This is a genomic window from Pseudomonas quercus, assembly GCF_012033695.1.
Classification (GTDB): domain Bacteria; phylum Pseudomonadota; class Gammaproteobacteria; order Pseudomonadales; family Pseudomonadaceae; genus Aquipseudomonas; species Aquipseudomonas quercus.
The window spans coordinates 46,227-70,152 of record NZ_JAAVJI010000011.1; the positions used below are offsets into that span (position 1 = coordinate 46,227).

At 61.1% G+C, this 23,926-nt stretch carries 23 protein-coding genes; 8 read left to right on the forward strand and 15 right to left on the reverse strand.

From position 1 onward, the window contains the following. The first annotated feature begins 1 nt into the window (after position 1). Both HBH25_RS16825 and lnt read left to right on the forward strand, forming a co-directional pair. On the forward strand, positions 2 to 841 hold the full coding sequence (locus HBH25_RS16825; RefSeq protein ID WP_168085102.1) for a CorC family transporter: 840 nt from the start codon (positions 2 to 4) through the stop codon (positions 839 to 841). A gap of 8 nt (positions 842 to 849) precedes the next feature. Then, positions 850 to 2,358 (forward strand): apolipoprotein N-acyltransferase, encoded by a 1,509-nt coding sequence (lnt, locus tag HBH25_RS16830; RefSeq protein ID WP_168085103.1) that lies wholly within the window; start codon positions 850 to 852, stop codon positions 2,356 to 2,358. A 23-nt stretch (positions 2,359 to 2,381) separates the two neighbouring features. Here lnt and HBH25_RS16835 read toward each other — a convergent pair whose 3' ends face one another. Together HBH25_RS16835 and HBH25_RS16840 are read right to left on the reverse strand one after the other, a co-directional pair. Further along, positions 2,382 to 3,143, reverse strand: a complete 762-nt coding sequence (locus tag HBH25_RS16835) for a YdcF family protein (protein ID WP_168085104.1) — start codon at positions 3,141 to 3,143, stop codon at positions 2,382 to 2,384. A 41-nt stretch (positions 3,144 to 3,184) separates the two neighbouring features. Further along, the gene (locus tag HBH25_RS16840) at positions 3,185 to 3,490 is read right to left on the reverse strand and encodes a hypothetical protein (RefSeq protein ID WP_168085105.1); all 306 of its coding nucleotides are present in this window, start codon (positions 3,488 to 3,490) and stop codon (positions 3,185 to 3,187) included. 243 nt (positions 3,491 to 3,733) lie between these two features. On the opposite strand from HBH25_RS16840, the gene leuS reads away from it, so the two are divergent. The 4 genes from leuS to HBH25_RS16860 all read left to right on the forward strand — a co-directional run bounded on the left by leuS (position 3,734) and on the right by HBH25_RS16860 (position 9,439). Beyond that, positions 3,734 to 6,340 (forward strand): leucine--tRNA ligase, encoded by a 2,607-nt coding sequence (gene leuS, locus HBH25_RS16845; RefSeq protein WP_168085106.1) that lies wholly within the window; start codon positions 3,734 to 3,736, stop codon positions 6,338 to 6,340. Positions 6,341 to 6,408: 68 nt separating this feature from the next. Further along, on the forward strand, positions 6,409 to 7,014 hold the full coding sequence (locus HBH25_RS16850; protein ID WP_168085107.1) for an LPS-assembly lipoprotein LptE: 606 nt from the start codon (positions 6,409 to 6,411) through the stop codon (positions 7,012 to 7,014). A gap of 31 nt (positions 7,015 to 7,045) precedes the next feature. Beyond that, the gene (gene holA / locus HBH25_RS16855) at positions 7,046 to 8,083 is read left to right on the forward strand and encodes a DNA polymerase III subunit delta (RefSeq protein ID WP_168085108.1); all 1,038 of its coding nucleotides are present in this window, start codon (positions 7,046 to 7,048) and stop codon (positions 8,081 to 8,083) included. Positions 8,084 to 8,149: 66 nt separating this feature from the next. After that, complete coding sequence (locus tag HBH25_RS16860) at positions 8,150 to 9,439, forward strand: lytic murein transglycosylase (RefSeq protein WP_168085109.1); 1,290 nt, start codon at positions 8,150 to 8,152, stop codon at positions 9,437 to 9,439. A 117-nt stretch (positions 9,440 to 9,556) separates the two neighbouring features. Here HBH25_RS16860 and HBH25_RS16865 read toward each other — a convergent pair whose 3' ends face one another. The 13 genes from HBH25_RS16865 to HBH25_RS16925 all read right to left on the reverse strand — a co-directional run bounded on the left by HBH25_RS16865 (position 9,557) and on the right by HBH25_RS16925 (position 21,744). Continuing rightward, positions 9,557 to 10,483 (reverse strand): S66 peptidase family protein, encoded by a 927-nt coding sequence (locus tag HBH25_RS16865; RefSeq protein ID WP_168085110.1) that lies wholly within the window; start codon positions 10,481 to 10,483, stop codon positions 9,557 to 9,559. After that, on the reverse strand, positions 10,480 to 11,490 hold the full coding sequence (gene lipA / locus HBH25_RS16870; protein WP_178089027.1) for a lipoyl synthase: 1,011 nt from the start codon (positions 11,488 to 11,490) through the stop codon (positions 10,480 to 10,482). Before lipA ends, HBH25_RS16865 begins: the two co-directional genes overlap by 4 nt. Before the next feature lies 1 nt (position 11,491). Then, the gene (gene lipB / locus HBH25_RS16875) at positions 11,492 to 12,142 is read right to left on the reverse strand and encodes a lipoyl(octanoyl) transferase LipB (protein ID WP_168085111.1); all 651 of its coding nucleotides are present in this window, start codon (positions 12,140 to 12,142) and stop codon (positions 11,492 to 11,494) included. Then, positions 12,142 to 12,417: a DUF493 domain-containing protein gene (locus tag HBH25_RS16880; protein ID WP_168085112.1), complete on the reverse strand. Its 276-nt coding sequence runs from the start codon at positions 12,415 to 12,417 to the stop codon at positions 12,142 to 12,144. Before HBH25_RS16880 ends, lipB begins: the two co-directional genes overlap by 1 nt. A gap of 81 nt (positions 12,418 to 12,498) precedes the next feature. Beyond that, positions 12,499 to 13,659: a D-alanyl-D-alanine carboxypeptidase family protein gene (locus HBH25_RS16885; protein WP_168085113.1), complete on the reverse strand. Its 1,161-nt coding sequence runs from the start codon at positions 13,657 to 13,659 to the stop codon at positions 12,499 to 12,501. A 125-nt stretch (positions 13,660 to 13,784) separates the two neighbouring features. Then, positions 13,785 to 14,804, reverse strand: a complete 1,020-nt coding sequence (locus tag HBH25_RS16890) for a septal ring lytic transglycosylase RlpA family protein (RefSeq protein ID WP_168085114.1) — start codon at positions 14,802 to 14,804, stop codon at positions 13,785 to 13,787. Next, complete coding sequence (mltB, locus tag HBH25_RS16895) at positions 14,804 to 15,814, reverse strand: lytic murein transglycosylase B (protein ID WP_168085115.1); 1,011 nt, start codon at positions 15,812 to 15,814, stop codon at positions 14,804 to 14,806. The genes HBH25_RS16890 and mltB overlap by 1 nt, the downstream gene beginning before the upstream one ends. Positions 15,815 to 15,831: 17 nt before the next feature. After that, the gene (rodA, locus tag HBH25_RS16900) at positions 15,832 to 16,935 is read right to left on the reverse strand and encodes a rod shape-determining protein RodA (protein ID WP_168085215.1); all 1,104 of its coding nucleotides are present in this window, start codon (positions 16,933 to 16,935) and stop codon (positions 15,832 to 15,834) included. Positions 16,936 to 16,966: 31 nt separating this feature from the next. Next, entirely contained in the window at positions 16,967 to 18,862 is a 1,896-nt protein-coding gene (gene mrdA / locus HBH25_RS16905; protein WP_168085116.1) for a penicillin-binding protein 2, read from the reverse strand. A gap of 18 nt (positions 18,863 to 18,880) precedes the next feature. Next, entirely contained in the window at positions 18,881 to 19,348 is a 468-nt protein-coding gene (gene rlmH, locus HBH25_RS16910; RefSeq protein WP_168085117.1) for a 23S rRNA (pseudouridine(1915)-N(3))-methyltransferase RlmH, read from the reverse strand. Positions 19,349 to 19,356: 8 nt separating this feature from the next. Further along, a complete protein-coding gene (gene rsfS, locus HBH25_RS16915; RefSeq protein ID WP_168085118.1) occupies positions 19,357 to 19,746 on the reverse strand; it encodes a ribosome silencing factor in 390 nt (129 codons plus the stop codon). Positions 19,747 to 19,801: 55 nt separating this feature from the next. Further along, a complete protein-coding gene (gene nadD, locus HBH25_RS16920) occupies positions 19,802 to 20,473 on the reverse strand; it encodes a nicotinate-nucleotide adenylyltransferase (RefSeq protein ID WP_168085119.1) in 672 nt (223 codons plus the stop codon). Continuing rightward, the gene (locus HBH25_RS16925) at positions 20,470 to 21,744 is read right to left on the reverse strand and encodes a glutamate-5-semialdehyde dehydrogenase (protein WP_168085120.1); all 1,275 of its coding nucleotides are present in this window, start codon (positions 21,742 to 21,744) and stop codon (positions 20,470 to 20,472) included. Before HBH25_RS16925 ends, nadD begins: the two co-directional genes overlap by 4 nt. A gap of 161 nt (positions 21,745 to 21,905) precedes the next feature. Between HBH25_RS16925 and HBH25_RS16930 the strand changes: the two genes are divergently transcribed. Together HBH25_RS16930 and HBH25_RS16935 are read left to right on the forward strand one after the other, a co-directional pair. Then, complete coding sequence (locus tag HBH25_RS16930) at positions 21,906 to 22,583, forward strand: DNA-3-methyladenine glycosylase (protein ID WP_168085121.1); 678 nt, start codon at positions 21,906 to 21,908, stop codon at positions 22,581 to 22,583. Between the two features lie 2 nt (positions 22,584 to 22,585). Then, positions 22,586 to 23,902: a bifunctional DedA family/phosphatase PAP2 family protein gene (locus HBH25_RS16935; RefSeq protein WP_168085122.1), complete on the forward strand. Its 1,317-nt coding sequence runs from the start codon at positions 22,586 to 22,588 to the stop codon at positions 23,900 to 23,902. Positions 23,903 to 23,926 lie beyond the last annotated feature (24 nt).

A 23,926-nucleotide genomic window follows, 5' to 3' on the forward strand; every position in this document is an offset into this window, starting at 1 on the left:
CATGAGCGAAGATCGATCGAGCAACGGGCAGAAGTCCTGGCTGGAAAAAATCACCCAGGCTTTTGCCCATGAGCCGAAAAACCGCCAGGAGCTCCTTGAGCTACTGCGCGAAGCCCACAGCAACAAGCTGCTGGACAGCGAAGCGCTGGCCATCGTGGAAGGTGCCATTCAGGTCGCCGACCTTCAGGTACGGGACATCATGGTGCCCCGCTCTCAGATGATCACCATCAAGGCCACGCAGGCACCAAAAGACTTCCTGCCCGCAGTCATTGACGCGGCCCACTCCCGTTACCCGGTCATGGGCGAGAACCATGACGAGGTGCTGGGCGTACTGTTGGCAAAAGACCTCCTGCCCCTGATCCTGAAAGGCACCACAGAAGGTTTCGACATTAAGGCGATGCTGCGCCAGGCCACCTTCGTGCCCGAATCCAAGCGCCTGAACGTGCTGCTGCGGGAGTTTCGCGCCAACCACAATCACATGGCCATCGTCATTGACGAGTACGGCGGTGTGGCAGGCTTGGTGACTATCGAAGACGTGCTTGAGCAGATCGTTGGCGATATCGAGGACGAGCACGACGTTGAGGAAGACAGCTATATCAAACCGCTGCCCAGTGGCGATTTTCTCGTCAAGGCGCTGACGCCCATCGAAAACTTCAACGAAGCGTTCGACAGCGACTTCTCTGACGACGAGTTCGATACCATCGGCGGCCTCGTCATGAGCGCCTTTGGCCACTTGCCCAAGCGTAACGAAACCACGGAGATCGGAAACTACCGGTTCCGTATTCTCAACGCCGATAGCCGGCGAATCCACCTGCTCCGCCTGACACCGATAAACCGCTAAGGACCCCCATGCGCTGGATCACCCACCCCGGCTGGCCCGGTAACCTGCTGGCCGCGGTGGCTGGCGGCCTGACCACCCTGGCCTTGGCGCCATTCGATATCTGGCCGCTGGCCGTACTGTCGCTGGCGCTGTTCTACTTGGGGCTACGCAACCTTAGCCCTCGCCAGGCCTTTGCACGGGGCTGGTGCTACGGCTTTGGTACATTTGCGGCGGGGACCAGCTGGATCTACGTCAGCATTCATACCTACGGCGGTGCCTCTGCCCTGCTGGCCGGCCTGCTGATGTTCGGGTTTATTGCAGGAGTAGCGCTGTTCTTCGCGCTGCCGGCGTGGCTGTGGGCAAAGCTGGTGCGCCGTACCGGCTCGCCTTTAGGCGACAGCCTAGGGTTCGCCGCCTTGTGGGTCGCTCAAGAGGCCTTTCGAGGCTGGTTTCTCACCGGCTTCCCGTGGCTCTATATGGGCTACAGCCAATTGGAAGGGCCCTTGGCCGGCCTGGCACCGGTAGGCGGCCTGTGGCTGGTGTCCTTCTGCTTGGCGTTGACAGCAAGTGTAATGTGCAACCTTCCTGGCCTGCGCACTCATAAAGGCTCGTTCGTAGCGGCGCTGGCCCTGTTGGTAGCGCCATGGCTTGCGGCCGCGCTGGTACACGGCAAGGCATGGACAGAGGCGGCTGGCAAACCACTTACCGTGGCCGCGCTTCAGGGCAATATCGCACAAAGCCTGAAATGGGACCCGGCGCAGATCGACGCTCAGCTGGAGCTTTACCGGGACCTTACTCTTAAGGCTCGCCGTACCGACCTGGTGGTATGGCCAGAAACGGCGGTGCCTGTGCTACTCGATAGCGCCCGCGGCTACCTTAACGGCCTGGGAGACTTCGCTGCCAGCCGGCAATCGGCCCTGATCACCGGCGTGCCTATCCGCCAGGAAGTGGATCACGAACGGCGCTATTACAATGGGATCACTGTGGTTGGCGATGGCCAGGGCACGTACCTTAAGCAAAAGCTGGTGCCCTTCGGCGAATATGTCCCCTTGCAGGACCTGCTACGGGGGCTGATCGCGTTCTTCGACCTGCCCATGTCCGACTTCGCTCGGGGCCCGGCCGACCAGCCCTTGCTACAGGCCAAAGGCTATGAAATCGCGCCTTACATTTGCTATGAGGTGGTCTACCCAGAGTTTGCAGCCAGCATGGCGGCGCGAAGCGACCTGCTGCTGACAATCAGCAATGACACCTGGTTCGGCACCTCCATTGGGCCGCTGCAACACCTTCAAATGGCCCGTATGCGTGCCCTGGAGGCCGGGCGCTGGATGATCCGAGCTACCAATAGTGGGGTGACCGCGCTGATCGACCCCCAAGGGCGCATCACTGAGCGCCTGCCCTCGTTTGAAGTAGGCGTGATGTATGGCGAGGTAGTGCCCATGAGTGGCCTTACGCCCTACCTGCAATGGCGCGCGTGGCCACTGATTGGCCTGTGCACCCTTATTTTTGGTTGGGCACTCTGGCAGCGCCGCACACGTTGAATGGCCGCAGGCTACGCCTGTGGTCAATAAAACAGGCGATAGCCCAGTTGGCCCACGGCTTCGTTCAGCAACTGGGTGGTCTGCCAGAAGGCTTTTGCATCAGGTACCCAGCCACTGAGAGGGCGCCCGTTACTGCGGCTTAGAAAACCAACGGGGGCACTCACCACCTCAAGCCCGGCACGCTCGAAACTCCAGCGCGCGCGTGGCATGTGCCAGGCTTGGGTCACCACCACCACACGGTGCAGCCCTTGGGCTTTCAACAATTGAGCGCTAAAGGTCGCGTTTTCCCAAGTGGTACGGCTGCGAGGCTCCAGCCAGCGTGTTTCGATGGAAAAGTCCTGTTCAAGGGACTTCGCCATGATGTGGGCCTCGCTGGGCGGCTCGCCGTAGTGCAGCCCACCAGACGTCAACAGCGGCAAACCGCTGGCTTTAGCCAATGCTGCGGCATAGCGCATCCGCTCCAATGCGATGCCCGTAGGCTGATCCTCACCCTCCCAGGCCGGATCTCCCCGCTCCCGCCCTGCCCCCAGTACAACGATAACGTCTGCACGTTGGGCCAGGGTTGTCCAACTCGCTACCGGTAAGGGTGGTTCTGTTTCCAACAGTGTGGCGCCCCCCTGCATGGCCGCGGGGAGGCTCATCACAACGAACCCCACCAGGCCCACGGCAAAACAGGTGCCAGCCAGCCGAGGTGCTCGATGGCGCATCAGCCAGCCTGCCAGCAGCAGCATGATCAATAGGCAGGGCGGGTAGAAAAGCTGTTTCAGCAGGTAGCGAGCAAACATCGGGCACCCTCTCCTTGGCGGGTGCCCGATCGTATCAGGAACTACTCGAAAGGCAGCGCTTGGGCGTCGCTTTGCCGGGGTCGACGACGTCGGTCTTTGAGCCAGATCACATTGCCGAGCCGGTCTGCCCCCAACCGCGCTGGCGCGGGTGGCACCAACGCACCGCTGGCGTGCAGGTAAGCATTGAGCCAGTCGAATTCGGCGCGGGTAAGGCCTTTTAGCTCAAGCTCGGCGGGTATTTCCTGACGCAGATGCCTAGACGTACGGGCAACATCCAGTGCCAGGCCCAGGCGATCTAACAGGCGCTCATAAAGCGCCGGCTCAATGGCTGTGAGATGTGTTTTCACCCTCTGCTGACCTCTGTGCTGACGAAACTTTTATCCCCACTCAACAGCTTAGCGGCACCTGTCACCCAAGCCTGCTTCAGCGACCAACGGACCACGCACAGCAATCAGCGTTTCACAGGCCCTGCGGGGGTCATGTATGCTACGGCGTTCATTGAGACACTTAGGCTAGCCTGGTCTCGGGCCACTGCGCTCGTAGCCTCCGAGCCTGGACAAGGTCGCCCACTTCCCCAGCAAAAAGTAGCCATGCACGAACACTACCAGCCTCGCGAAATCGAAGCCGCCGCCCAAGCTTTCTGGGATGCGCGCAAGTCTTTTGAAGTCAGTGAAGAGCCCGGCAAGCCGACCTACTACTGCCTGTCCATGTTCCCGTACCCCAGTGGCAAGCTGCACATGGGGCATGTGCGCAACTACACCATTGGCGACGTGATCGCCCGCTACCAGCGCATGTTGGGCAAGAATGTGTTGCAGCCCATGGGCTGGGATGCGTTCGGCATGCCGGCGGAAAACGCTGCGATGAAAAACAACGTCGCGCCGGCCAAGTGGACGTACGAAAACATCGCTTACATGAAAACCCAGCTCAAGAGCCTGGGGTTGGCGATCGACTGGTCGCGGGAAGTGACCACCTGCAAGCCCGATTACTACCGTTGGGAACAATGGCTGTTCACTCGCCTGTTCGAAAAGGGTGTGATCTACCGCAAGAACGGCACCGTGAACTGGGACCCGGTCGACCAGACCGTCCTGGCCAACGAGCAGGTGATCGATGGCCGTGGCTGGCGTTCGGGCGCCGTGATCGAGAAGCGGGAAATCCCGATGTACTACTTCAAGATCACGGCCTACGCTGAAGAGCTGCTGCAAGGCCTGGACGACCTGCCGGGCTGGCCGGAGCAGGTCAAGACCATGCAACGCAACTGGATCGGCAAATCCAAGGGCATGGAGGTTCGCTTCCCCTATCACCAGCCCTCTATCGGCGAAGACGGCGTGCTGAAGGTCTTCACCACCCGCCCCGACACCCTGATGGGCGCCACCTATGTGGCCGTTGCCGCCGAGCACCCGCTGGCCACCCTGGCAGCCCAGGATGATGCTGAGCTGCAGGCTTTCATTGCCGAATGCAAAGCGGGCAGCGTGGCCGAGGCCGACATGGCCACCCAAGAGAAAAAGGGCCGTGCCACCTCATTGTTCGTCGAGCACCCACTTACGGGCGAAAAACTGCCTGTCTGGGTCGCCAACTATGTGCTGATGCATTACGGCGACGGCGCAGTGATGGCTGTGCCAGCCCATGACGAGCGTGATTTCGAGTTTGCTAGCAAGTACAACCTGCCTATCAAGGCGGTGGTACGCACCAGTGCCGGTGATGAAACACCAGCGCCTTGGCAGGCGGCCTATGGCGAACACGGGCAGTTGATCAACTCCGGTGAATTCGATGGCCTGGACTTCGAAGGCGCATTCGACGCCATGGAAGTAGCCCTCTTGAAGAAAAACCTGGGCCAGTCCCGGGTGCAATACCGCCTGCGCGACTGGGGCATCAGCCGCCAGCGCTACTGGGGCTGTCCGATCCCGATCATTCACTGCGACGGCTGTGGTGATGTGCCTGTGCCGGAAGACCAACTGCCTGTGGTCTTGCCAGAGGACGTGGTACCCGACGGTGCCGGTTCGCCGCTGGCACGCCTGCCTGAATTCTATGAATGCACCTGCCCGCGTTGTGGCCAGGCCGCGCGCCGCGAAACCGACACCATGGACACCTTTGTGGAATCGTCCTGGTACTTCGCGCGCTATGCCTCACCTCACTACGAAGGCGGCATGGTCGACCCAGCTGCTGCGAACCACTGGCTGCCGGTAGACCAGTATATCGGCGGTATCGAACACGCCATTCTTCACCTGCTCTATGCACGCTTCTTCCACAAGCTGATGCGCGACGAAGGCCTGGTCACCTCCAGCGAGCCCTTCACTAACCTGCTGACCCAGGGCATGGTGATTGCCGAGACCTACTACCGCACAGAAGCCAATGGCGGGAAAACCTGGTTCAACCCGGCGGACGTGGACCTGGAGCGCGATGCCAAGGCCAAGGTTATCCGGGCCACCCTGCGCAGCGACGGCCAGCCGGTGGAAATCGGCGGCACCGAGAAGATGTCCAAGTCCAAGAACAATGGCGTAGACCCGCAATCGATGATCGATCAGTTCGGGGCTGACACGTGCCGGCTGTTCATGATGTTCGCTTCGCCGCCAGACATGAGCGCCGAATGGTCTGATGCTGGTGTCGAAGGTGCCAACCGCTTCCTGCGCCGCGTATGGCGGCTGGCCCAGGCGCACGTCGCCCAAGGTATACCCGGGCCGCTTCAGGTCACAGGGCTCAACGACGGCCAGAAAGTCGTTCGCCGTGCTATTCACCTTGCCATTCGCCAGGCCGGCCAGGATGTAGGCCAGCACCACAAGTTCAACACGGCCATTGCTCAGGTGATGACCTTGATGAACGTGCTGGAAAAAGCCCCTCAGGTGGACGAGCAGGACCGTGCGTTACTGCACGAAGGCCTGGAAGCGGTCACCCTGCTGTTGGCCCCGATCACGCCTCACCTGTCTCACGAACTGTGGCAACGCCTGGGCCATGCCGAGCCGGTCATCGATGCGGCCTGGCCGAAGCATGATGAGTCTGCCTTGGTACAGGACACCCTTACCTTGGTGATTCAAGTGAACGGCAAATTGCGTGGCCAGATCGACATGCCTGCGGATGCCAGCCGTGAAGATATCGAAGCGGCCGCGCGCAGCAACGAGAACGTACTGCGCTTTACCGAAGGCCAGACCATTCGCAAGGTCATCGTGGTGCCAGGCAAGCTGGTCAACATCGTCGCCAACTGATCCCGGCCCCGAGGCGCCAGGCGCTTCGGGGTGCGTCGGCTAATAAAGGTTTGAAGGAGCAACACGCAATGATCAAACGTAACCTGCTGGTATTGGGGCTCGCCACGCTGCTGAGCGCTTGCGGTTTCCAGCTGCGCGGCACGGGCACCAATGAAATGGCCATCAAGGAAATGGATGTGAAGGCACGTGATGCCTACGGCACTACGGTCAACGACCTGCGCGCGGCCCTTCAGCGCAGTGGCGTGGCGGTGGTTTCCGGTGCCCCATACACCCTTACATTGACCGATGAAAGCGAAGACAACCGGAGTGCGACCTATACAGGCTCGGCACGCTCTTCGGAAATCGAGCTGACCCTGCGCGCGGACTACACCATCACTGGCAACCAGCAACGGGTACTGGTCAGCGATCACATGGACGTACAGAAGGTATACGTGCATGACAGCAATAACCTGACCGGGTCCGACCAGGAAGCTAGCCGGGTGCGTACCGAAATGCGCCGCGAATTGATCCAGCGGATGATGCTGCGCCTGGCGCAACTGACCCCGGCGGAGCTGCAAAAGCGCCAGGCACAGGAAGATGCCAAGGCCGAAGCCGAGGCAGCCGCTGAAGCGGCCGCACAGCGCGTGCGTGACGAAACACCACAGCAGTCCCCGATGCAGCTGCCTGGCCAGTGATCGGCTTGGGTAAGCGCCAGCGAACAGTGCAATGAAACTGGCGCCAGCCCAGCTGGGCAAACACGTGCAAGGAGCATTGGCGCCGATCTACATGGTCAGCGGTGATGAACCCTTGTTATGCCAGGAAGCTACCGACGCCATCCGCAGCGCGGCGCGGGCGCAGGGCTTCGACGAACGTCAGGTGTTCAACGCCGACCCGAACTTCGACTGGGGTACCCTGCTCCAGGCGAGCGCCAGCCTTTCCTTGTTTGCTGAAAAACGCTTGCTCGAACTGCGCATGCCCGGTGGCAAACCGGGCGACAAGGGTGCAGCGGCCCTGATCGAATACTCGGCACGGCCTGCCGATGATACCGTGCTGCTGATCAGCCTGCCTAAGCTGGATGGCAGCACACAGAAAAGCAAATGGGCTTCGGCCTTGATCAATGCGCCCCATGTGCAATTCGTGCAGGTGTGGCCCATAGACGCCAACCAGTTGCCTCAGTGGATCGGCCAGCGGCTGGCCCAGGCGGGCCTCACCGCTCACCCTGACGCCGTGCAATTGATTGCTGAACGGGTAGAGGGCAATCTGCTTGCCGCTGCGCAAGAGGTGGAAAAGCTCAAACTGTTGGCTGAAGGCACCCAAATCACCCTTGAAGCCGTGCAGGCAGCCGTAGCCGACAGCGCCCGCTTTGACGTGTTTGGCCTAGTGGACGCTGTGCTCGCAGGGGATGCTACTCATGCGCTGCGTATGCTCCAAGGGCTGCGCGGTGAGGGTGTAGAGGCCGCTGTGGTCCTGTGGGCGCTGGCGCGGGAGCTACGAACCTTGGCAGGCGTAGCCCAGCTATACGGCCAGGGCATTGCGCTGGACAAAGCGTTCAGCCAGATGAAACCGCCGGTATGGGATAAGCGCAAAGCCATCGTGGGCAAGGCCATGCGGCGCTATACGGCCCTGCGTTGGAACCTGCTGTTACAAGATGCTCAACACCTGGACGCACAGATCAAAGGGCAAGCACCAGGCTCTGTATGGGCCGGCCTTTCTCGGCTGGTGCTGATGATGACGGGGCAGCGTTTCTCACTTCCTGCGCAATAGCCCCTTGGCGGGCCCTGGGCCCGGCGTGTTAAGGTTTCCCTTACCTCTGTATGCCTGGGCAATTGCATGTTTTTTCGCCGTATCTGCCGTCACCGCTCCAGCCGGATCATCGCCGCGTCCAGTCTGTTCTTCCTTGCCGCCTGCTCCGAAACGCCCACCGCCGCCGATGCGCTGCCTGGCAGCCCTGCAGCGGCAACGGCAGTACCTGCCGATGCTGTGCCTGCACAGAGTTTTGAGCAGTGGCAGGCTGCCTTCCGCACTCACGCGCTTCAATCCGGCATTCGCACCGATGTGTTTGATAACGCCTTCAAAGGTGTGATGCCAGACCCTTCCGTGATCGAAGCAGACCGTAGCCAGCCTGAATTCAGCCGCCCCGTATGGCAGTACCTGGACAGTGCCATTTCCCCCGTGCGCGTGCGTAAAGGGCAAGCCCTGCTCAATCAATACGGAGCTGACCTGCAGCGCATCGAACAGCGCTTTGGCGTGGACCGCCAGGCTTTGGTGGCCGTCTGGGGTATGGAAAGCAGCTTCGGTCAGTTCCAGGGTGACAAATCCGTGATCCGGTCGCTGTCGACATTGGGCTACGAAGGGCGGCGCCCTGGGTTCGCTCAGGAGCAACTGGTCGCCGCGTTGCAGATCCTGCAGAACGGCGACATCGACGCGGCTCATATGCTGGGATCCTGGGCGGGTGCCATGGGCCAGACCCAATTCATCCCTACCACTTATAACGCTCATGCAGTGGATTTCGATGGCGACGGGCGCCGTGACATCTGGAACAGTGCCGTAGACGCGCTGGCCTCTACTGCGCAGTACCTGCAAGCCTCTGGCTGGCAGCGTGGCCAGCCTTGGGGTATGGAAGTGCAGCTACCTGCAGGCTTCGACTATGCCCAAGCGGATGGCAGCCTGCGAAAACCTGTAAGCGAATGGCTGGCCCAAGGCGTGAAACTGCCGCCGGGCGCGGTGGTAGCGCCCGCAGTGGCACAGCAGCAGGCCAACCTGTTGCTGCCGGCCGGCTACCGTGGCCCCGCATTCCTGGTACTGGACAACTTCAGGGCCATTCTCAAGTACAACAACTCATCGTCCTATGCCTTGGGTGTGAGCCTGTTGTCCCAACGCTTCAGCGGCGGTGGGTACGTGCAGGGCGCATGGCCCACTGACGACCTCCCCCTTAGCCGTACCGAACGTATCGAGTTGCAAACGTTGCTGAGCGCTGCCCAGTACGATGCCGGCGCCCCAGATGGGATTATCGGCAGCAATACCCGCAAGGCCATTCGTGCAGCCCAGCAAGCCCGTGGTTGGCCGGCAGACGGGTATCCCACACATAAGCTGCTGGAGAGTTTGCGCCAGGGGCAGTGATGGCTGTAAAAGCCTGTTCGCGGGCTCAGAGCGGCAGGCATCGGCTTCTGTGGGAGCTGGCGCAGCCGGCGAATGTGAGGGCATTGCATTCATGGGCTTCGTAGCGTGGTGCTTTATTTAATAGGTGATGGGCTGAGCTAGCTTAAGCTGCTGGCTATCCGCATCCAGCACCACTCGGGCACCAAGCGGCAAGGTCAGGTTGGGATCGCAGTGGCCACTGCGCCAGCCTGCCAGGATCGGGATATTTAGGTGAGCGAAGGTGGCTTGCACCAGCTCAAAGAGCGCGGCGGGTTCGACTTTTGCCACATCGCCCAGCAGCACCCCCTTCAGGCCCTTGAATTTGCCCGCCAGCCGCAGCTGGTTAAGCGTGCGGTCTATGCGAAACAAGGGTTCGTTTACGTCTTCGATAAACAGCACACTGTCTTGGGTATCAATCGGCCACGGGGTGCCCAACGAGGCGCTTATCATGGTGAGATTGCCGCCTGCCAGCCGCCCTTCTGCTGCGCCACTGGCCAATGTCGTCAGCGGAAACTCAGAAGGATGCTCAATGATGCCTCCTTCTCCCACGCCCCCGCGCAGCATCTGCAACAGCAGGGCCTCGGTAGGCGCCAGGCGCGGCGTGAGGAGGTCTGGGCGCATCATCGGCCCATGAAACGTTACACACCCTGTTTCCAACCACAGCGCCTGGTGCAGTGCGGTCAGGTCGCTATAGCCAACAAAGGGTTTAAGGTGGGCGGCAATTAAAGCGTAATCGACCTGGTCCAGCAGCCTGGGGCTACCGTACCCACCCCGAATGCACAGGATGGCAGCGATGTCCGGGTCCGCGAAGGCAGCATGCAGGTCCGCCAGGCGAACAGCGTCACTGCCTGCCAGGTAGCCTGCCTTGTGCGACACGCCTGGGTAGATCTTCAACCGATAACCATGCCCCTCTGCCCACAAGTGGGCAGCAGCATGGTCAAAGTCGGCAGGGCCTGCCGGGGCGATCAGTGCCAGGCAGTCGCCTGGGCGCAGTGCCCGCACAGGCCTGCCATAGGGCGTGGTCAAAGCTTGATCTTCGCCTCATGGGCCTGTTGGTCCGCATGATACGAAGAGCGCACCAGGGGGCCTGATGCGACGTTCTTGAAGCCCATGCGGTACCCTTCCTCAGCGAACCAGGCGAAGGTATCCGGGTGAACGAAACGCTGTACCGGCAAGTGGCTGCGGGAGGGTTGCAGGTACTGGCCCAGGGTGAGCATGTCGATGTCGTGCTCGCGCATCCTGTGCATGACTTCGATCACTTCTTCGTCGGTTTCGCCCAGGCCCAGCATCAAGCCGGATTTGGTGGGCACTGTGGGCACACGCTGCTTGAACTTCTGCAGCAGGTCCAGCGACCAGTCGTAATCCGAACCTGGGCGGGCGGCCCGGTACAGGCGTGGCACGGTTTCCAGGTTGTGGTTGAACACGTCTGGCGGCTCCTGGGCCGTAATGTCCAAGGCAACGTCCATGCGGCCACGGTAGTCGGGTACCAGTGTTTCCAACTGTACGCCTGGCGACAGTTTGCGGATTTCCCGCAGGCAATCGGCAAAGTGCTGGGCACCGCCGTCACGCAGGTCGTCCCGGTCCACCGACGTGATCACCACGTACTTCAGGCGCAGGTCTGCGATGGCCACGGCAAGGTTGTGCGGCTCATCCGCGTCCAGGGCTTTCGGGCGGCCATGGCCAACGTCACAGAACGGGCAACGGCGCGTGCAGATATCGCCCATGATCATGAAGGTAGCGGTACCGCCGGAGAAGCATTCGCCCAGGTTGGGGCAAGATGCTTCCTCGCATACGCTGTGCAGCTTGTGCTTGCGCAACAGTTGTTTGATACGGTCCACTTCCGGCGATACCGGGATGCGAACACGAATCCAGTCTGGCTTCTTCGGCAGTTCGTCCGTGGGGATGATCTTTACCGGAATGCGCGCAACTTTTTCAGCGCCACGCAGCTTGACGCCCGCTTCCACTTTTTTAGGCGCCGAGGGCTTCTGGATCGCCACTTCAGGGCTTGCGACGGTGTCTTGGGCAATAGTCATATCAGTCGATTCCGCCCGTGAGGGTCGTCTGCTCAGCATAATCGAGGTGTTCGACGAGCTGCGCCCGCAGCCTTGCACTCACCTCACACATTTGGACACCGGGGGCATGGTCGGCCAGTTGCGTCATCGCAAGGCCGGCGTAGCCGCACGGGTTGATTCTCTGGAATGGACGCAGGTCCATGTCCACATTCAGGGCCAGCCCATGGAACGAGCGGCCGTTGCGAATACGCAGGCCCAGCGAGGCGATCTTGGCCCCTTGTACATATACACCCGGCGCATCGGGCTTTGCCGAGCCGCTGACCCCATAGCTGGCGAGCACAGCCACCAGCGTGTTTTCGATACGGCTTACCAGTTCTCGCACGCCAAACCCGCGCTCGCGCAAGTCCAGCAGCAGGTAGGCTACCAGTTGACCGGGCCCGTGATAAGTCACCTGACCACCGCGGTCCACCTGCACCACCGGAATGTCTCCCGGCAACAGCAGGTGCTCGGGCTTGCCGGCCTGGCCTTGCGTGAACACAGGCGGGTGTTGGACCAGCCATACTTCATCGCCCACCTGATGCTCGCGGGCGTGGTCGGTAACACGACGCATGGCCTGCCATACCGGTTCGTAAGGTGTCAGGCCTAGCTCGCGAAAGCCCAGGCAACCCTGCATCACAACACCATGTGCACGAAGCCGGTGGCACGCAGGGCGCTATTGATATCGCGTAGCTGCTCTTGCCCGGTTGCGATGATGTGCAACTGGATGGTGGTGTACTTACCATTGCTGCTTTGCCGCTCCGCCAGGGTATTGATGTCCACCTTGGCGTATTTGGCGAGAATTTCGATGACCGCGTCCTTGAACCCCACCACCGTGTCGCCAATCACCTTGATGGGATAGTCGGGGCAAGGGAACTCAATGATATGAGACTTTACATCGGTGTCTGTCATGGCAGTGACGGCCTCATCAAGCCGTGGAAAAAAGCTACCCCTCCCGCAGCCGCGAGCTGGGGAGGGGTAACCGACGGTTCGTTAGTTGAACAAGCCGTAGAAGAATAGGCGAATGCTATCCCACAACCGGCGGAAGATACCACCCTCCTCAACCGCGTCTAGCGCGATGAGGTCTTTGGTTTCCACAACCTTGTCACCGTTTTTCACTTCAACCTTGCCCACCACCTGGCCTTTTTCAATAGGCGCGGTCAGTTGTGGGTTCATGGTCATGCTGGCCTGCAGGTTCTTAAGCTGGCCACGTGGCAACGTCATGGTGAGGTCTTCGGCCAGGCCGGCCTTCACTTCATTGGTAGTGCCTTTCCACACCGGGGCCTTGTTCAGCTCGGCGCCGGCCTTGTAGAAGGTCTGGGTTTCGAAGAAGCGGAAACCGTAGGTCAGCAGCTTCTGGGTTTCCGCCGCACGGGCCTGCTCGCTGCTGGTGCCGAACACGACAGCGATCAGGCGGGTGCCGTCACGGACCGCCGATGCAACCATGCAATAGCCTGCCTCTTGGGTATGGCCGGTTTTCAGACCGTCGACGGTCTTGTCACGCCAGAGCAGCAGGTTACGGTTGGGCTGCTTGATGTTGTTCCAGAAGAACTCTTTCTGGGAGTAGATCGCGTAGTGTGCCGGGTCTTCATGAATGATAGCCCGTGCCAGGATCGCCATGTCGTGCGCCGAAGCGTAGTGGTCCGGGTTAGGCAGGCCAGTGGGGTTCATGAAGTGGCTGTTTTCCATGCCCAGCTTCTTGGCGGTCGCGTTCATCATGTCGGCGAAGGCATCTTCGCTACCAGCAATGTGCTCGGCCAGGGCAACGGTAGCATCGTTACCGGACTGGATGATGATGCCGTGCAGCAGGTCGCTGACCGTGACCTGGGAACCCACCTTGATGAACATCCGGGAGCCGCCAGTACGCCAGGCATTTTCGCTGACCGTGACCAGGTCGTTCTCGCCGATCTGACCACGGCGGATTTCCAGGGTCGCGATATAGGCAGACATCAGCTTGGTCAGGCTGGCCGGCGGCAGGCGTTCATCGCCAGCGCTGTCGATCAGCACATTGCCACTGGACGCCTCCATTAACACGTAGGCACGCGCCGCCAGCTGAGGGGCAGCCGGAACCATTTGGTCGACGGCCCAGGCGGTGGGCGAAAGCAGTAAGGGAACTAGCAGGCACAGGCGTTTGGCAAAGTTGGTGATGTTCATCCGTCTCTCGAGATTACTGATGGCACAGGCCCTGAGGGCAAATCTTTAAAAGCCTTGTCAGGGCTTACGTGGGTTGCCGTCCTTGGCGCACGCTCGCAGGGAGCATGAAGCATCGCAGGTGGAGGTTAGTCTGCTGTGACCATGCTGGGCGAGCCGAGCCTGGCCAGGCGCACACTGTTCTGCACTTGCTGTGCTTCATCCTGGGTTCCGATCGGCCCCAGCCTCACGCGATAGAGCGTTTGCTGGTTGCGAACCGTAGGGCTGGTAAAGGCCGGAGCCTTGACCATGGTACTGAGCTTCGAACGGAGCAGCTCGGCAGCGTCCGGGTTGGCGAAGGCTCCCACCTGGAGATAAAGGCCAGTTGCCTGCGCAGAAGCGTTTTTTTTTGGGTCCATGACAACGGGTGCCGTTGCCACGGCGTGCTGCTCAGGCGGCGGGGTGTACTGTTCCACCGTTCCTGTGGACGGCAGCAACGCCGCCTGTGCCTGCGCGGCCTGCACAGGCTCTAGCACCATCGGTGCTGGCCGCCCGCGCTGGGCCCACCATTGCTGCGGGTCGATGCCTTCCACCCGAACCCGAGCGGTGCCGTTTTCGGCATATCCCAACTTCTTCGCAGCGGCGTAGGACAGGTCGATCACACGGTCAGAATAGAACGGCCCGCGGTCGTTCACACGCAGGATCACCGAACGGTTGTTATCCAGGTTGGTAACGCGTACATAGCTGGGCAGGGGCAGCGTCTTGTGGGCTGCACTCATGCCATACAGGTCATACACCTCACCATTGGCCGTGTTCTGGCCATGAAACTTGGTGCCGTACCAGGAGGCCGTACCCACCACGTTGTAGCTGCTGGCACTGGGAATCGGAAAATAGGTTTTGCCCAGTACCGTGTAGGGGTTGGCTTTGTAAGGGCCGGTATGAAGCGTAGGCACCGCGTCCGGAATACGCGAGATGTCCACATCCCACCAGGGCGCACCATCTTTGTGGGCACGGTTGATATCCAGGCCGGGCTTGGCGCGCACGGTATAGGTACTGGTGCCGGTAGACGTGCCCTGTGGGGCCCGGCTGCTGGAGCAACTGACGACCAGCAAGGCAAGCGCGCCGTAGAGCGCCAGTTTCAATGGTGTGCGAAACGGCAAAGCCCGCATTACTTGTTGCCCCGTGCTTGAACCAGCATTTGCGACAGTTGGTGAACGGCCATGGCGTACATCGCGCTGCGGTTGTAGCGCGTGATCACGTAGAAGTTCTTCAGGCCCATCCAGTACTCAGGGCCAGCCGCCCCGTCTAGCTTGAATGCAACGACCGGTAAGTCATCGCGCAGCGCATCATGACTCGACCACCCCAGCGCTCGCAACTCCCCTACGGTTTTCGTCGGGTCCAGGCCGGGGCTGAGGCCTTCGTCCGCGCGCTCGCCTCGTACGTCGGCACGGCTGACCACGGGCTCGCCAGGCACCCAGCCATGGCGGCTGAAGTAGCTGGCTACACTGCCGATGGCATCGGTAGGGTCGCTCCAGATATTGATATGGCCGTCACCGTCGAAGTCCACCGCGTAGGCGCGGAAGCTGCTGGGCATGAACTGCGGCAGCCCCATGGCACCGGCATAGGAGCCCTTGAGGGTCATGGGGTCCACCTGCTCATCGCGCGCCAGCAGCAGGAATTCGCGCAACTCCTTACGGAAAAAGTCTGCACGGGGAGGATAGTCGAAGCCCAAGGTGGACAAGGCATCGATCACTCGATAATTGCCGGTATTGCGGCCGAAGAAGGTTTCCACGCCAATAATGGCCACGATCACCTGGGCCGGCACGCCATACTCCTGCTCTGCACGGGCCAGTGCAGCCTCATGTTGGCGCCAGAAGTCTACACCGCGAGCGATACGTGCATCGGTGATGAAGATGGGGCGATAGTCTTTCCAAGGTTTCACCCGCTCGGCAGGCCGGGAGATGGCGTCCAGAATGGCCTGCTTGCGCTCCACTTCACGGAACACCCCCATCAGCTGCTCGCCGGCGAAACCATAGTCGCGGGTCATTTCACCTACGAATTCGGCCACCTGAGGCGACCCTTCGTAGTCACCGGCGACCGATGTAGCTGGCGTGCCAAGGATGCCTGCCAGGCCGACCCAAGGAGCGTATCGAGCGACCCAGCCGCGCATTGCTTGCATTGACATCTTCACCTTATTCAAACCTGAGCGATCCACTTGCGATGGGTATGGACCGACATCAAAACCCCAAACGCTGACAGTAGTGTCACAAGCGAAGTTCCGCCGTAACTAATGAAGGGCAAGGGCACGCCAACTACAGGTAGAAGGCCGCTGACCATGCCAATGTTTACGAATACATACACGAAAAAAGTCATGGTAAGGCTACCCGCGAGCAGTTTCCCATACAGGGTTTGTGCCTGGGCTGTGATCACCAGCCCACGGCCGATCAACAACAGGTAGATCAGCAACAGGGCACAGATACCTACCAGGCCGAACTCCTCGCCGAGCACCGCAATGATAAAGTCCGTATGGCTTTCGGGCAAAAAATCCAGGTGGGACTGGGTGCCCAGCAGCCACCCCTTGCCAAATACCCCGCCCGAACCAATGGCGGCCTTGGACTGGATGATGTTCCAGCCTGTGCCCAACGGGTCGCTTTCCGGGTCCAGGAAGGTGAGGATTCGCTGCTTCTGGTAGTCATGCATGATGAAGAACCACATGGCGACCGCGACCGGCACCGCTGCGGCCACCACGCTGATGATCCAGCGCCAGCGCAGGCCTGCCATGAACATCACGAAGGCCCCGGATGCCAGGATAAGCAAGGACGTGCCTAGGTCCGGCTGGCGCACGATCAGCACGAAGGGCACACCGATCAGCGCCAGGCTGATTGCCACATGCTTGAGATGGGGCGGCAGCGTACGTTTGGACAGGTACCAGGCAATGGTCGCCGGCATGATGATTTTCATGAATTCCGAAGGCTGGAAGCGAATCACCCCTGGGATGTTGATCCAGCGGGTCGCGCCCATGGCGTTGTGGCCCATTACATCCACCACCACCAGCAGTATCACGCCCACCACATAGGCCAGGGGCACCCAGCGGGCCATGAACCTGGGTTCCAGCTGCGCAATGATGAACATGGAGACCAGGCCGATCCCGAACGAAGTGGCCTGCTTGATCAGCAGGTCCCAGCTTTTTCCGCTGGCCGAATACAGCACGAACAGGCTACCCGTGGCCAAGGTCAGCAACAGGACCAGCAGCGGCCCATCGACATGTATACGTTGTAGAAACGTGGCGCGACGGCGCATCACATCTTCGCTGGACAGGATACGGTCGAAATTATTCTTCACGGGCCGTGACCTCCGGTGTGGAACCGCTGGCGAACTGGGGCTTTAGCTGGCCATCAGGGCCCAGCAGCCAGGCATCCATCACCTGCCGAACCACAGGTGCAGCTACACCCGAGCCCGCCTCGCCATTCTCGACCATCACCGCTACCACGATTTTCGGCCGGTCTGCCGGAGCAAAGCCTACGAACAATGCGTGGTCACGATGGCGCTCTTGCAGCTTGTTGCGGTCATAGCGCTCACCTTGCCTGATGGCGACCACCTGGGCGGTACCACTTTTACCGGCAATGCGGTATTGGGCACCCAAGGCGGCCTTGCGCGCTGTACCTCTTGCGTTCTGCATCACCTGTTCCATGCCATGGGTGACACGCGCCCAATCTGCCGGGTCGCGCAGCACGATATCCGGCACTGGCGAGAGGTCTTTCGGCGGCTGGTTTTCGATTGCACGCGCCAGACGAGGGCGATTCCAACGGCCTTTGTTGGCAATCAGCGCAGTGGCTTGTGCCAGCTGCAGCGGGGTGACCTGCATGTAACCCTGGCCAATCCCCAGGATCAAGGTTTCACCGGGGTACCACACCTGACGGCGGGTAACCCGTTTCCATTCACGGGAGGGCATCAACCCAGGCGACTCTTCAAACATGTCCAGGGAAACCTTCTTGCCGATACCGAAACGCCCCAGGTATTCACCCAGGCGGTCGATTCCCAGCTTGTGCGCCAGGTCATAGAAATAGGTGTCGTTGGAGCGCATGATGGCGGTATCCAGGTCAACGAAGCCGTCACCACTGCGGTTCCAGTTACGGTATTTATGGTCGTAGTTGGGCAGCGTGTAATAGCCCGGATCGAAGACCCGTGTGGAGGGCGTGACCACGCCACTGTCCAGCCCTGCAATGGCAACGGCCGGCTTGATGGTGGAGCCTGGCGGGTAAAGCCCGCGCAGCACGCGGTTGAACAGCGGCCGGTCAATGGAATCGCGCAGTTCGGCATAGGTCTTGAACGGAATGCCGGTCACGAACAGGTTGGGATCGAAGCTGGGCTGGCTCACCATGGCGAGTACTTCGCCAGTCGCTGGGTCCAGCGCTACGATGGCGCCGCGCCGCCCGCCCAATGCGGCTTCGGCAGCCTGCTGCAGTTGAATGTCCAGGGACAGCACGATGTCCTTGCCTGGAATCGGATCGGTTCGCTTGAGCACGCGCAGCACACGCCCTCGGGCGTTGGTCTCGACCTCCTCGTAGCCCACCTGGCCATGCAGCTCAGGCTCGTAGAACCGCTCGATGCCTGTCTTGCCGATCTGATGAGTACCGCTGTAATTGACGGGGTCGAGGGTTTTGAGCTCTTTTTCGTTGATTCGCCCCATATAGCCCACCGAGTGTGCGAAGTGTGCACCCTCTGGATAATGCCGGGTGAGCTGAGCCACGACTTCGACGCCAGGCAGGCGGAACTGGTTTACAGCGATACGGGCAATCTGTTCTTCCGTCAGCTCCTGCATCACCGGCACGGGCTCGAACGGCCGACGGCCCTGGCGCATACGCTTTTCGAACAGTGCCCGGTCTTCAGGCGTGAGTTCCAGCACTTCGACGATCAGGTCGAGTGTGCCCTCCCAGTCCCCTGCCCGTTCACGGGTGACGCTCAGGTTGAAGCTGGGCCGGTTGTTGGCAATGATCACGCCATTGCGGTCGTAGATCAGCCCGCGGCTCGGTGGAATGGGCTGGACGTGCACCCGGTTGTTTTCGGACAACGTGGAGTGGTACTCGTACTGGATGACCTGCAGAAAATAAAGCCGGGCCACCAGCACAGCGATCAATGCCACAACCACTACAGCGCCCACCACCACGCGCCCACGCACAAGGCGGGCGTCTTTTTCGTGGTCCTTGAGGCGGATCGGCTGCGACATCTGAAAAGGCTTTAGGGCTTATTTGTGATAGGGATGGCCGGACAGTACCGTCCATGCCCGGTAGACCTGCTCGCCGATCAGGATACGCACCAGCGGGTGAGGTAGCGTAAGTGCTGACAGTGACCACCGCTGGTCCGCGCGCGCGCACACTTCCGGGGCCAGCCCTTCCGGGCCGCCCACCATGAAGTTCACGGTGCGGGCATCCAGGCGCCAGCGGTCAAGCTCACCCGCCAGTTGCTCGGTGCTCCAGGGCTTGCCCTGCACCTCCAGCGTCACGATACGCTCGCCGGGTTGCACCTTGGCCAGCATCGCTTCACCTTCCTGGCGCATGAACCGGGCAACGTCGGCGTTCTTGCCGCGCGTATTGAGCGGGATCTCGACCAGCTCCAAGGGCAGCTCGGCGGGTAGCCGGCGGGCGTACTCATGCCAGCCCTCTTCTACCCATTTCGGCATTCGCGAACCCACGGCGATCAGACGTAAACGCACGGGGGCGGTTATTCCTGGTCGGTGCCGTGCTGGTCGGGCGCGTGTTGGGCACGGCTCTGTTCGGCCCCGTGCCACAGGCGCTCCAGGTCATAGAACTGGCGCGCGGCAGCGGTCATCACATGCACGATCACGTCGCCCAGGTCCAGCAGCACCCAGTCGCTGTCGCCCTTGCCTTCCTCACCCAAGGGCTGAACACCCTTTTCCTTCACCTTTTCACGTACATGCTCGACCATGGAGTTTACGTGACGGCCAGACGTACCGGTGGCGATCAGCATGTAGTCGGCAATGCTGGTCTTTTCCTTCACATCGATGCTGAGGATGTCCTGGGCCTTGATGTCTTCCAGCGCAACGGTGGCCAACTGGACCAGGTCTTCGCTCTTCATTGTGTGCTTCTTCATATAAAACTCTTCAACTCGTGTATTCGGGGCGCGGGGTATCCCGTCGTTGCCCCGGTCAGTTGGGCGCACGGTACAGCCCGTGCGCCTCGATGTAGGCCAATACTGCGTCCGGTACCAGATAACGAACCGACTTGCCGCTGGCCAGCAGCTGGCGGATCTGGGTAGCGGACACCGCCAAGGGCGTCTGCCAGACGAAAGCAATGCTGCCGGAAGGGCCATGCAGGCCTGCCGGTGAGCCGACCGCACGGGCGGCCAGCAAATTACGTAGAGCATCCGGGGGTTCGCTGTCTGCGTCCGGCCGCTGCAACACGATGATGTGGCAGTGCGCCAGCAGCTCGTTCCAGCGATGCCAGCCTGGCAGACCGCAAAAAGCATCCCAGCCCAGCAAAAGAAACAGCTGGTCATCCGTTGCCAGTTCATCACGCACCGCCTCAAGGGTTTCGATGGTATAGGAGGGCCGCTCTCTGAGCAGCTCCCTGCCATCCACACACAAGGGGGCAATATCTTGCACGGCCTGCTCAACCATGGCCAGCCGCTGTGTTGGGCTTACCTGGGGTTCTCCACGGTGCGGCGGCCGCGCATTGGGCACCAGCCGGAGTTCATCCAGCGCCAGTATGTCGGCCACTTCCAGCGCACTGCGCAGGTGACCGATATGCACGGGGTCGAACGTCCCCCCTAGCAGACCGATTCGCTGGGCGTGGGCTGCGGCCCGTGCAGGCTCATTCAATGGCCGCTCGACTCGCCACGCAGCTGCCCATCACCGACGACCACATACTTTTCGCAGGTCAGGCCTTCAAGGCCCACTGGGCCTCTGGCATGCAACTTGTCGGTGGAAATACCGATCTCCGCGCCTAGCCCGTACTCGAACCCGTCGGCAAAACACGTAGGGGCATTGAGCATGACCGAAGCTGAATCCACTTCGGCCATGAAACGCCGGGCTTCGCCCTGATGGTCGGTCACGATTGAATCGGTGTGATGCGAGCCATAGTGGTTGATATGCTCGATGGCTTCGTCCAGCCCACTGACCACGCGAATCGACAAGATAGGTGCCAGATATTCGGTGTGCCAGTCCTGTTCGGACGCCGGCAGTGCCTCGGTAAGCTCACGCGTACGCTCGCAGCCCCGCAGTTCCACACCGTGCTCACGCAACTGCGCCGCCATGCCGGGGACAAACGCAGCGGCCACAGCGGCATCGACCAACAGGGTTTCCATCGCGCCACAGATGCCGTAGCGGTAGGTTTTGGCGTTGAAGGCAATGCGCTGAGCTTTTGGCAGGTCTGCATGGGCAGACACATACACATGGCAAATGCCGTCCAGGTGCTTGATGACCGGCACACGTGCGTCGCGACTGATACGTTCGATCAGCCCACGGCCGCCGCGGGGAACGATGACGTCCACGAACTCGGGCATGGTGATCAGTGCGCCTACTGCTGCACGGTCTGTGGTTTCGACCACTTGTACCACTGCAGCGGGCAGGCCGGCAGCCTCAAGGCCCTGGCTGATGCAGGCGGCAACAGCGCGATTGGAATGAATGGCTTCGGAGCCCCCACGCAAGATGGTCGCATTGCCGGACTTCAGGCACAGGCTGGCCGCATCGATGGTCACATTGGGGCGTGACTCGTAGATGATGCCGACCACACCTAGTGGTGCGCGCATCTTGCCCACCTGGATACCTGAGGGGCGATAGCTCATGTCACGAATGGCACCCACTGGGTCGGGCAAGGCTGCCACCTGGCGCAAGCCTGCAATCATGCCATCGATACGCGCGGGGGTAAGGGCCAGGCGATCCAGCAGAGCGGCTTCCAGGCCGTTGGCGCGAGCAGTGTCCAGGTCCAGCTGGTTGGCCTCGGCCAGGGCGTGGCGGGCATGGTCCAAGGCATCGGCAGTTGCCAGCAACGCCTGGTTCTTGCGGCCCGTGCTGGCGCGTGCAATGACCCGGGCCGCAGCGCGGGCTGCGTGCCCGAGGCGGTGCATGTAGTCGAGGACAGGCTCAGTCATGGTTCCACGGCTTGGAAAATAGGAAAGCCGCTGATTATAACTGTGACCGGTAGCGACTAACAGCGGTGCCGGGCAGATGGTTACAAACAAGTACGATCACCCCGTGAAACCGCTCCCGATGGCTTGCTATTATCCACCCCACTTTTTCAACGGTTGGTGACATGCCCGTATTCAATCCCCTGCCCGACGCCTTTTTTGACCGGGATGCCCTTCTGGTGGCCCGCGAACTGCTCGGCAAGGTCATCCGCCATCGCCAAGGCGCCTATTGGCTGGCCGCGAGAATCATCGAAACCGAAGCCTATTACCTGGACGAGAAAGGTAGCCATGCCTCACTGGGGTATACCGAAAAGCGCAAGGCGCTGTTTCTCGACGGTGGGCATATCTACATGTACTACGCCCGTGGCGGGGATTCGATGAACTTCAGTGCGAAAGGGCCTGGCAACGCGGTGCTGGTCAAGTCCGCCTTCCCTTGGGTAGATGAGCTGAGCGATGCCAACGCCCTTGCGCAAATGACTCTCAACAACCCTAACGCCAGCGGCCAGCCACGCCCGCCCGAGCGCTTGTGTGCCGGGCAAACCCTGCTATGCCGGGCATTGAACCTGAAAGTGCCGGACTGGGACGCCCGCCGTTTCGACCCGGCCAACCTGTTCGTGGACGACGTAGGCGCTCTGGTACCACAGGTTATACAGGCCACCCGCCTGGGTATTCCTCAAGGCCGCGATGAACACTTGCCGTACCGTTTTGTCGATGCTCAATACACGCGTTTCTGCACACGTAACCCACTGCGTCGCGGGCAGGTGGAAGGGCGTGACTATCAGCTACTGACCCAAGGACTCTGAGCATGCATGCCTGGCTGGGCACTATAAACCAATGGCTGAGTGCCAACCCGGAATGGCTGGGGGTGACCATTTTCGTGGTGGCCTGTATCGAGTGCCTGGCCGTGGCCGGGCTGATCGTGCCCGGCACCGTGGCCCTGTTCGCGGTCTCGGCCTTGGCAGGCGGTGGCGCCTTGAGCCTGGGAGACACGTTACTGCTGGGTTATGCGGGCGGGTTACTGGGCGATGGCCTGTCCTATGCCATCGGCCGTGGCCTCAAGGATAGAATCCCGCACCTGCCAGGCTTGCGCAGCCATCCGCAATGGCTCACCACGGCCGAAAATTTCATTACACGCTATGGCGTGGCCAGCCTGTTGATAGGCCGCTTTATTGGCCCGCTACGCCCAATGCTGCCGATGGTAGCGGGCATGCTGAGAATGCCGCTGCCTCGCTTTGTACCGGTGAGCCTGCTGGCCGCAGCCGGTTGGTCCATCGCTTACCTGCTGCCCGGCTGGATGGCTGGCGCGGCAGTGCGCCTACCGTTGCCTCCGGGCTTCTGGCCACAGGCTGCAGTGGTCGCGGTGGGGCTTATAGCGTTGATCGGCCTTGCTGTTAACAGCAGCCTGCGCCGGCAACCGAGTGCCACAGTGATTACCAGCGCGGCCAGCTTTGTGCTGATGCTGGGCGTGTTCCTGGGCTGGCCCTACCTCGCCCATTTCGATGAGGGCCTGGTAACCCTCGTACAAGAGCACCGTAGCGAAGTACTGGACCGTTTCATCGTGGGCGTGACGCGCCTTGGGGACTTCCGTACACAGCTTTTCGCAGGCGCCCTGCTGACCACATTGCTGCTGGTGGCGCGCCAGTGGCGCCATGCCTTGTTCGCAGGCGGCGTGCTGGTATGTACCGCATTGGGCAATGGCACGTTGAAATGGCTGTTTGCTCGCACACGCCCGGAAGTCCTCAGCCACCCCTTGAGCACCTATAGCATGCCCAGTGGGCATAGCTCAGCGTCCTTTGCGTTCTTCCTGGTGCTGGCGATTCTTGCAAGCCGGGGGCAACCACCTCGCATGCGGCTGACCTGGGTTGGGCTGGCCTGTATCCCTGCCCTGTCCATTGCCCTGTCACGGGTCTACCTGGGTGCCCATTGGCCGACGGATGTGCTGGCAGGCGCTTTGCTGGCGGTGTTCGTGTGCGCTGCCGGCCTGGCAATCACCTTACGGGTACACCGCCTCGAACCGCTGAGCTGGCGCACCTGGTTACTGATCCTTGTGCCCTGCCTGCTACTGTTTGGCTGGTTCACCTGGCACGACTGGGCAGACGCCCTCACGCGCTATGCCTACTGAGCCGCGCGCTGCTGGGAACGTTAT

Excerpts from the sequence above, each read along its gene's own strand:
- HBH25_RS16825 (WP_168085102.1), top strand. The coding sequence starts at position 2 with ATGAGCGAAGATCGATCGAGCAACGGGCAGAAGTCCTGGCTGGAAAAA.
- lnt (WP_168085103.1), top strand. The coding sequence starts at position 850 with ATGCGCTGGATCACCCACCCCGGCTGGCCCGGTAACCTGCTGGCCGCG.
- HBH25_RS16835 (WP_168085104.1), bottom strand. The coding sequence starts at position 3,143 with ATGTTTGCTCGCTACCTGCTGAAACAGCTTTTCTACCCGCCCTGCCTA.
- leuS (WP_168085106.1), top strand. The coding sequence starts at position 3,734 with ATGCACGAACACTACCAGCCTCGCGAAATCGAAGCCGCCGCCCAAGCT.
- HBH25_RS16850 (WP_168085107.1), top strand. The coding sequence starts at position 6,409 with ATGATCAAACGTAACCTGCTGGTATTGGGGCTCGCCACGCTGCTGAGC.
- holA (WP_168085108.1), top strand. The coding sequence starts at position 7,046 with ATGAAACTGGCGCCAGCCCAGCTGGGCAAACACGTGCAAGGAGCATTG.
- HBH25_RS16860 (WP_168085109.1), top strand. The coding sequence starts at position 8,150 with ATGTTTTTTCGCCGTATCTGCCGTCACCGCTCCAGCCGGATCATCGCC.
- lipA (WP_178089027.1), bottom strand. The coding sequence starts at position 11,490 with ATGACTATTGCCCAAGACACCGTCGCAAGCCCTGAAGTGGCGATCCAG.
- lipB (WP_168085111.1), bottom strand. The coding sequence starts at position 12,142 with ATGCAGGGTTGCCTGGGCTTTCGCGAGCTAGGCCTGACACCTTACGAA.
- HBH25_RS16880 (WP_168085112.1), bottom strand. The coding sequence starts at position 12,417 with ATGACAGACACCGATGTAAAGTCTCATATCATTGAGTTCCCTTGCCCC.
- HBH25_RS16885 (WP_168085113.1), bottom strand. The coding sequence starts at position 13,659 with ATGAACATCACCAACTTTGCCAAACGCCTGTGCCTGCTAGTTCCCTTA.
- HBH25_RS16890 (WP_168085114.1), bottom strand. The coding sequence starts at position 14,804 with ATGCGGGCTTTGCCGTTTCGCACACCATTGAAACTGGCGCTCTACGGC.
- mltB (WP_168085115.1), bottom strand. The coding sequence starts at position 15,814 with ATGCAAGCAATGCGCGGCTGGGTCGCTCGATACGCTCCTTGGGTCGGC.
- rodA (WP_168085215.1), bottom strand. The coding sequence starts at position 16,935 with ATGCGCCGTCGCGCCACGTTTCTACAACGTATACATGTCGATGGGCCG.
- mrdA (WP_168085116.1), bottom strand. The coding sequence starts at position 18,862 with ATGTCGCAGCCGATCCGCCTCAAGGACCACGAAAAAGACGCCCGCCTT.
- rsfS (WP_168085118.1), bottom strand. The coding sequence starts at position 19,746 with ATGAAGAAGCACACAATGAAGAGCGAAGACCTGGTCCAGTTGGCCACC.
- HBH25_RS16925 (WP_168085120.1), bottom strand. The coding sequence starts at position 21,744 with ATGACTGAGCCTGTCCTCGACTACATGCACCGCCTCGGGCACGCAGCC.
- HBH25_RS16930 (WP_168085121.1), top strand. The coding sequence starts at position 21,906 with ATGCCCGTATTCAATCCCCTGCCCGACGCCTTTTTTGACCGGGATGCC.
- HBH25_RS16935 (WP_168085122.1), top strand. The coding sequence starts at position 22,586 with ATGCATGCCTGGCTGGGCACTATAAACCAATGGCTGAGTGCCAACCCG.